At 58.2% G+C, this 7,710-nt stretch carries 10 protein-coding genes and 1 pseudogene; 3 read left to right on the forward strand and 8 right to left on the reverse strand.

What is annotated here, in order from left to right:
- Positions 1–2: 2 nt before the first annotated feature.
- From CVS28_RS12670 to CVS28_RS12690, 5 genes are all read right to left on the reverse strand, one after another.
- Positions 3–950 (reverse strand): hypothetical protein, encoded by a 948-nt coding sequence (locus CVS28_RS12670; RefSeq protein WP_103481738.1) that lies wholly within the window; start codon positions 948–950, stop codon positions 3–5.
- Positions 943–1,221, reverse strand: a complete 279-nt coding sequence (locus CVS28_RS12675; RefSeq protein WP_103481739.1) for a hypothetical protein — start codon at positions 1,219–1,221, stop codon at positions 943–945. Before CVS28_RS12675 ends, CVS28_RS12670 begins: the two co-directional genes overlap by 8 nt.
- The gene (locus tag CVS28_RS12680) at positions 1,218–1,628 is read right to left on the reverse strand and encodes a hypothetical protein (RefSeq protein WP_103481740.1); all 411 of its coding nucleotides are present in this window, start codon (positions 1,626–1,628) and stop codon (positions 1,218–1,220) included. Before CVS28_RS12680 ends, CVS28_RS12675 begins: the two co-directional genes overlap by 4 nt.
- Complete coding sequence (locus CVS28_RS12685; protein WP_133159130.1) at positions 1,625–2,284, reverse strand: hypothetical protein; 660 nt, start codon at positions 2,282–2,284, stop codon at positions 1,625–1,627. Before CVS28_RS12685 ends, CVS28_RS12680 begins: the two co-directional genes overlap by 4 nt.
- A gap of 128 nt (positions 2,285–2,412) precedes the next feature.
- Positions 2,413–2,610 (reverse strand): helix-turn-helix transcriptional regulator, encoded by a 198-nt coding sequence (locus tag CVS28_RS12690; RefSeq protein ID WP_243399868.1) that lies wholly within the window; start codon positions 2,608–2,610, stop codon positions 2,413–2,415.
- A gap of 97 nt (positions 2,611–2,707) precedes the next feature.
- On the opposite strand from CVS28_RS12690, the gene CVS28_RS12695 reads away from it, so the two are divergent.
- On the forward strand, positions 2,708–3,328 hold the full coding sequence (locus CVS28_RS12695) for a helix-turn-helix domain-containing protein (protein WP_165788149.1): 621 nt from the start codon (positions 2,708–2,710) through the stop codon (positions 3,326–3,328).
- A complete protein-coding gene (locus CVS28_RS12700; protein WP_103481743.1) occupies positions 3,303–4,415 on the forward strand; it encodes a tyrosine-type recombinase/integrase in 1,113 nt (370 codons plus the stop codon). Before CVS28_RS12695 ends, CVS28_RS12700 begins: the two co-directional genes overlap by 26 nt.
- A 119-nt stretch (positions 4,416–4,534) precedes the next feature.
- On the opposite strand, the gene glnA is transcribed toward CVS28_RS12700, so the two are convergent.
- Positions 4,535–5,959 carry a type I glutamate--ammonia ligase gene (gene glnA, locus CVS28_RS12705; protein ID WP_103466209.1) on the reverse strand — a complete coding sequence of 475 codons (1,425 nt, stop codon included), beginning with the start codon at positions 5,957–5,959 and terminating at the stop codon, positions 4,535–4,537.
- A 178-nt stretch (positions 5,960–6,137) separates the two neighbouring features.
- Between glnA and CVS28_RS12710 the strand changes: the two genes are divergently transcribed.
- The gene (locus CVS28_RS12710) at positions 6,138–6,575 is read left to right on the forward strand and encodes an RDD family protein (RefSeq protein WP_103466208.1); all 438 of its coding nucleotides are present in this window, start codon (positions 6,138–6,140) and stop codon (positions 6,573–6,575) included.
- Between the two features lie 204 nt (positions 6,576–6,779).
- Here CVS28_RS12710 and CVS28_RS12715 read toward each other — a convergent pair whose 3' ends face one another.
- Positions 6,780–7,544 (reverse strand): DUF4191 domain-containing protein, encoded by a 765-nt coding sequence (locus tag CVS28_RS12715; RefSeq protein WP_103466207.1) that lies wholly within the window; start codon positions 7,542–7,544, stop codon positions 6,780–6,782.
- Between the two features lie 32 nt (positions 7,545–7,576).
- Positions 7,577–7,710 (reverse strand): annotated as a pseudogene (locus CVS28_RS20155) (lipoyl synthase); the annotation flags it as partial.

Here is a 7,710-nt window from a genome sequence, read left to right on the forward strand (position 1 = left end):
GGTCATTGTCCTAACTCGGGCTGGGCGTTTTGGTTGAATTGCGACTGAAGGGCTTGAGCCTTCTCGAGGGTGCTGCGGATCTTGTCGCTGGTGGTGGGACGGCTAGCTGCGGCGCCCCGTGAGTACGGGCTGAGGATCCAGTTGCGCCAAGTCTTGATCCAGTCAATCTTGGTCGCGTCTTTGCCAGCTTTGGATTCCCAGTGATTCTTGAACTTCATGGTTTCCAGATTGATGTCCACGTTCGGCGCGTTGGCGGATGCCCATTGGGCCATTTCGGATGTCACGTGGAAATCTTCTGGGATGCGGGTGCCGCGTTTTTGCGGCGCCTCTCTTTTATCTACTTCAGTAGATGTAGTTGTAGTAGTAGGGGTAGTAGTAGCACCCGGGGTACTCTCACCAGTGCTTACGCCATAACCGATACTGTTGCCGATGGAGTCTTCGATGGGGCTACCGATAGCGTTCGTATCAGCGTAGGCAATGGCTTTCAGGTCTTCGGAGGGCTCGCGAAGGATCCCAGCAACACGGGGTTCCTTCCAGCAGTCCATCGCTGGGTTGTCGCTGCATAGGCGCTTGAGTTCGTGAATGAAGTAGCGCCTGATATTCGGTGACGAGATGTCAGCGTAAGCATTCGCCATGGCGATCGGCATCCGATATCTTGCGAGCAAGCCGTCATGCCGAACGAACGACCTGATCAGGACTTCCTCGGTGTCCTCATCCACGTAGACATACGAACCCGCCTGCAGCTCAGCAGCGGCTTCTCGTACAGCGCTCGCAGTCACGCCCCTAGTGATCTTCGCTAGACGTCCTGGGCGCCAGTCAGCAACACCGGCATAGTTCAGTGTCGGGTGGATCAGGAGGAGCTTGTAGAGATGCTGTGCCGCCAGCCCAAGACTCCGGTAATCAGTATTCGAGAGCATGTCGACGCGGATATTTGCGCGGTCCCTAGCCATTGGTTTGTGAACCTCCGTTTGTCCGGGCCTCCGTGGATGCGATGGCAGCTTCCACAGCGTCCGCGCTGGCAAGCAGCACTTGGGCCAAGCGGCGCGCTTCAGCGGGCGTCAGGAGATTGTATTTCGGAGTCCAGACCTCGAGTGAGTGCTTATCAGTGGCAGAGTTCCATGCTGGCGTGACAATCCAACCGCGGTCCATGGACTCGGTGCCCGTCCAGAGGTCTGAGCACTCTTTGACTTTGACGTAACCCGTGGGCGCCTTGATGCTCATTGCGTGGCCTCCAATAGTTCGCTGCCGCTGAGGTTGATGCTGTAGTCGGGTGCTAACTTCGCGGCCAGTGACTGAATGGCGGCACCCAAAGCACCTGCCTGGCTGAGGGGCCACGGGTTGTCGCCTTCGTGGTCAATGAAGAAGTAGATGCCAGTGTCAGGGTTCCAGCCGGTCGTGATCCTGCTGTCGTTGAGCTGGATCGTGGGGCCGTTCCATTCGCCGCACCAGTCGGGGTCGGCCAGCATGTCATGGATGTCACCGGCAGTCAGTTCCAAGTGGAAGGCCGCGGGTGCCCCGTGTCGGGTGCGGATGCGGCGCTCAAGCTCGGCGGTGATGCCTTCGACGGGCAGTGCCGACATTGCGGCGGCGTGTTCATGGGCGGGGTTGGGAGCGAAAGTCGTGTTCACTTTGTGTCCTCCGAGATTGTTGCCAGAAGGTTTACGAGGCCGGCCATTACGGTCAGGACTTCTTCGCGGGAGTCAAAGGAGAAGTACTCGTCAGGTGCTCCTGCGGGGTTGGCGTGGTTCTTGTCGCGCTTTGAGAGGGTGAATTGTTCATCACCGCCTTCGAACCAATTCGAATGAATGTCCCACTTCTGCCGGTCATCCTCCAATTGGATGCTGGGTCCGGTGCCGGAGAGGGTATCGGTCTCCTCGTCGTAGTGAGCAGTATCAGCCCATGAAGGGAAGCTCGCTTGTGCTGTTGTGCGATCGAGCTGGTCTTCCTGCATCGGAACGGCTAGCTTCAGGACGGTCTGCGCAAAGCCAATAGCCTCGGCCGGCGACATATCCCGATCCAAATCCAGTTCAAAGTGCAGCTGGAACTGGTTCGTGCTGCGGTCGAACTCGCGGTAGATGTGGTGCCCGCGGCCCTCGGTGACGTCCGCCAAGAAGACGGGCGAACCGGGCTCTGCCTGCTCGTAACCTGCGGGGGTGCTGGTGCTACTGGTAAGCTTCATCGGAATCTGTTCCTTGGTAGGTGCTGGTTTCTTGGCCGTGACGATAACTTTGGCGAGTGCGTCACGGTCTTCTTTTTTCTGAATGCGAATATGCGTCGGGGCCACAAACGTCCTGTCCCCGTTGCCCCACTGGATCCCAATGGACTCGGGCCAGTCTGGACTGTGATCGTCTAGGACTGTTCCCTCTTGGCCCTGCGGGAACCACTGGACCCGATCCCCGGGGCTGAATCCCACTATTTGCCGACCGAATCAAACGCGGCGTTTACCCAGTCGATGACGTCCTGCTCCCGGTACATGACTCGGCCACCCAGCTTGGCCGACTTGGGTCCACTGCCGTTGTGGCGCATCCATCGGAGCTGAGCCGCGGACTTTCGCAGAAGCTCGGCCACCTCATCAATCGTGAGCAGCTTCATGGCTGTTATGGCGTTCATCTTGTCTCCTATTGTTCTTACTGACAACACTTGTCGTTGCTAACAATTCAAAGTTATGTGTTGGCAGAGTTGTTGTCAAGCGCATACGATGTTCACCATGCAACAACTACCAATTGGGATCAAGACGCAAGAGCAGAATTTCGGGATCGCTGTAGCGGGCATTCGAAGCGCAAGGGAGTTGAGTCAACGGGATTTCGCTGAGCGACTGACCGAAAAAGGTATGCCCGTTGATGCCTCGGCCGTTTCCAGGATCGAGAAGGGTTCCCGGTCGGTTCGACTCGTTGAAGCCATGACCATCGCGGAAGTTTTGGGCGTTAGCCTGGATTTTCTGATCGGCGGTGCACGCACGCCTTCCCAAGAGTTTGCGCAGATTCGGGAGGCAGCGGACAGGGCGCTACATGACTTGAGGGCGCCGGTTGCGACGGCCGCGTACCACCTCTGGGAGGCTAATTACTATTTGCATCAGCAGCCAGAATTGCTGAGTGACTTGTCCGCGGGAGGTGCTGATGGTCCGTCTCACGTCGATGACTATCTCCAATGGGTCGCCAAGAGGGTTGGGGAATGGCCAATTATCGAGGATGACTACATTCGAACGGAGGTGCCGTTTGAAGAGGATGGTATAGCGAAGGTCCTTATCAAACTGCTCGAACTTCATATCGGACTCAATTTCTCCGTCGGAGAAGAAGGCGACGATGGCGTCGATCAAGAAACGCCCTAATGGCCAGTGGCGGGCGCGGTATCGGGATGCTGACGGCAAGGAGCATGCGCAGCACTTCCGACTGAAGAACAAGAGTGACACGGCGAAGCCCGGCGAGATCAGCGCGCAGGAATGGCTTGATGAAGTCACGGCCGCCATGGTCACTGGCACGTACGTTGACCCGAAGAACGCGAAGCTCACCGTGGGGGATTGGTGCGAGATCTGGCTGAAGGGTTACGCGAACAATCGCCCGTCATCGGTGAAGCAGGCCAAGTCTCATGTGAAGCGCATCGAGGATGCTTTCGGTTCCCGGAAGTTGGCCAGCGTGCGGCCATCCGAGATCAAGTCATGGACAGCAAAACTCAAGGCTGAGGGACTGGCAGACTCCACCATCTACGCACTGCACAGCCGCCTCTCACACATCTTCTCTGATGCAGTCCACGATGGGCTGCTCCCAAAGTCGCCACTAAGTCGTCGCACGTCTCCGCCAATGGGTAAGCAGCGACCCTACGTTGCCACCACGGCGCAAGTATGGGCACTCTATGACGCCATGGACGCCTGGACTAAACCTGGCATCCTCTTGGGTGCGTTTGCTGGCCTCCGCGTGGCTGAAGCCGTAGCACTGCGTGCGAAAGACATCGACTTCATGCGTGGGGTCATCTCGCCAACCATTCAGTATCCGGATGACCCGCTGAAGTCTGAGACGTCCAGGACTCCCATCCCCATCCCGCGTGAGCTCGCTGTCGAACTGAACCGTAATCCGTCGATCCTCGGCTCAGAAACCATCGTCGCAGCGGAACACGGCCGGGCCATCGCGCCGTACACATTTGAGACACGGTTCCGAGAAGCTCGCGCAACCATTGAGGGCCTGCCAGAGGGTTTCCGCTTTCATGACCTCCGCCACTACTTCGCGTCCCTCCTGATCTCAGAAGGGCTCGACGTCAAGGTTGTCCAGGCTCGGCTGAGACATGCATCGGCCAAGACAACCCTGGATACCTACAGTCACATGTGGCCAGACAAGGACGAGGCATCGAGGACCGCAGTTGCCGGCGTCCTCGCGGCACGTAAGAAGTCGCTCGGCGGACAGCAGGCTAAAGCCAGCTCATAAGATTTTGGGCAAAGAAAAAAGAAGGACCGGAACGCAATGTTCCGGTCCTTCTTCGTGCCTCAAGGTTTTACTCTTGCGGACTGCTTGCGGACTAAACCCCGTTTAGCCGCATGTTCTAGCTAGCAGCCGTAGTACAGCTCGAACTCGTACGGGTTCGGGCGCAGTGAGAGCGGCTTGATCTCGTATTCGCGCTTGTAGTCGATCCAAGTGTCAATCAGGTCCTGGGTGAACACGCCACCGGCCTGCAGGAACTCGTTGTCGTTCTCCAAGGCGATCAGTGCCTCTTCGAGGGACTCGGGAGCCTTGGGGATGTCCTTGGCTTCCTCCGGAGGCAGCTCGTACAGGTCCTTGTCGATGGGAGCCGGGGGTTCGATCCGGTTCTTGATACCGTCAAGGCCGGCCATCAGCTGAGCTGAGAAGGCCAGGTACGGGTTGGAGGAGGGGTCCGGTGCGCGGAACTCGAGGCGCTTGGCCTTCGGGTTGGAACCCGTGATCGGGATGCGGATACCGGCTGAGCGGTTGCCCTGCGAGTACACCATGTTAACGGGGGCTTCGAAGCCCTTGACCAAGCGGCGGTAGGAGTTCACCGTCGGGTTGGTGAAAGCCAACACAGCGGAGGAGTGCTTGAGCAAGCCACCAATGTACCAGCGAGCCATGTCGGACAGGCCGGCGTAGCCCTTCTCGTCGTAGAACAACGGAACGCCGTTGCTCCACAATGACTGGTGGCAGTGCATGCCTGAGCCGTTGTCGCCGAAGACGGGCTTGGGCATGAACGTTACAGACTTGCCCCAGGCCCAGGCGGTGTTCTTGATGACGTACTTGAACTTCTGCAGGTCATCGGCTGAGTGAACCAGGGTGTTGAACTTGTAGTTGATTTCAGCCTGGCCGGCTGCGCCAACCTCGTGGTGTGAGCGCTCAACTTCAAGGCCGGCAGCGTCCAGTTCGATGCACATGGCATCGCGCAGGTCGGCCTGGTGGTCAATGGGTGCAACCGGGAAGTAGCCGCCCTTGACGGGGGTCTTGTAACCGAGGTTGCCACCCTCTTCCGGTCGGCCCGTGTTCCAGTTGGCCTCTTCGGAGTCGATCTTGTAGAAAGATCCCTGCGGTGAGGACTCGTACTGGATGTTGTCGAAGACAAAGAATTCGGCTTCTGCGCCGAAGAAAGCGGTGTCGGCGATGCCAGTGGAGGCGAGGTAGGCCTCAGCCTTTTCGGCAACGCCGCGCGGGTCGCGGTGGTACGGGTCTCCCGTGCGCGGGTTGACGATCGAGAAGTTCAACGCGAGGGTCTTCTCCAGGCGGAACGTGTCAACAAAAGCTGTGGTGGGGTCCGGGATGAGCTGCATGTCGGATTCGGCGATGCCCTGGAAGCCGCGGATGGAGGAACCATCAAAGAGCTGGCCGTTGACGAAGAAGTCAAGGTCTACAGTCTTGGCGGGCACGTTGAAGTGCTGCTGGACGCCGGGCAGGTCGGTGAATCGAATATCGACGAATTTTACATCTTCGTCCTTGATGAACTGAAGTACTTCTTCCGCGTTCTTGAACATCTACGCTCCTTGGCGCTGGGGGTTTTGGCCGGCTGGGTGCGGCCATGGTGCATGTGCAACTGACATAAGACTAGAACCGTGCTATTTCTCGTCCGTGTCCGAATTGTTTCCGGCACGTTACACGCACTCCTAGATCCTGCTGTGTTCGGCATCAAGCTGGCGCCGGTAGGCTGGGGGAGTGGTAGAACGTAAAGACATAGGTTCTTGGCTCAGTGGGCCGGACACTTCCAATATATCCAAATTCCCCGGCGAACGCTTAGGTTTGCCCGAATCCGGGCGCGGCTCCATGGCCCGTGCCGGGCGCCGCATCATCGCGCTCTGCATTGACTGGGGCCTGTCCTATCTCATTGCGGCGGCCTTCTTTGACGGCCACCCCAATGCGATTCTGACCATTTTCGCGGCAGAACAAATACTGCTGGTTGGCACGCTTGGCTACAGCATTGGACACAGGATCATGGGCATCCAGGTCATGAGGCTCGACGGCGGCCCGCCCGGTCTGCTGGCAGGCATGGTTCGTGCCTTGCTGCTGTGCTTGGTGATTCCAGTGATCATTGTTGACGCCGATCACCGTGGTCTGCACGACAAGGCCATGAAAACTATTTTGGTCCGTCGCTAGCCTGGCACGGTGATGTCTCGAGTTGAAACTACAACTGATGTGGGTCCCGGAGCCTGAGACCCGCATCAGCTGCCGCTTCGAAGTGGGTGGCACGAGTCGGGGTTGCTTGGCAGGACCACCGGAACTGGAAATGACAATGGCCCGGCAGGAAAACCTGCCGGGCCATTCTTTGTCACTGACTAACCTAGATATTGCTTGAGCGCCTTAGCGTCCGCGCGATGCCTTGCGGTCAGGTCGGGCCTTGTAAGGGTCAATGCCCTTGGGGATGGGGAGCTTGGTTCCCATGGAGGCGATGCGCTTGTTGACTGCGCTGACCTCAATTTTGGTCAGTTCATTCTTGAGCTTGTTCATCTTCTTGGTGATCTGGGCGATCGGGACCTGGCCTTCGCCCTTGCCCGTCTCGATAACCGTGATGGTGACGTTGGGCAGAATCCTGCTCAAACGGCGTCGTTCTGCATCAACAAGACCCTTCACACGAGCGGAGGGCCCCTCAGTCACCAGAACAATACCGGGACGGCCAATGGCACGGAACACCACATCTTGGGTGCGCGGGTTCACCGAGGCAGGCTGCTCGTCAAAGATCCAGCCTCGCTTCAGCGAGCTCAGTGCGGCACCGGCAGCACCGGGCTTGCCCTCGATCTGTGAATACGCCGCACGCTCGGCGCGGCGCGACATGATCAGCAGCGCACACAGCAGACCCAGCGGGATGCCGATCAGCAGGCCCGTGATCCAGTTGTTGAACAGGAAGCCAACAAGCAGGCTGAGGGCGATCGGACCCAAGAAAGCACCCAACATCAGCCACGTGACCATGGGGTCGTGGCGGCGGGTCATCTTGAAGATGTCCACCATTTGCTTGATGCGGCTGGGCTTCTTCGTCTTCTTCGGCTTGTCAGCCTTGGGGCTACGAGAAAAGAGGGAACGCTTGGGTTGTTCAGCGTCTGTCTGTGAGAAGTCAGTGGTTTTGGCCATAGTAAGTCAATTCTAGCGGGTAAACGGAGGAATTATTGTGCTGTTATGAGTGAGGCTGCTTCTTGGCGGGTGTGGCCGGAGTCTTCGATGCCTTCGGCGATGTGGGCGAGGTGTTCGGGGATGTCGCGGCCTTTCTTACGCATGGCCGTGGCCCACAACCTTCCGG

It is taken from the genome of Arthrobacter glacialis (assembly GCF_002909415.1).
Lineage (GTDB): Bacteria > Actinomycetota > Actinomycetes > Actinomycetales > Micrococcaceae > Specibacter > Specibacter glacialis.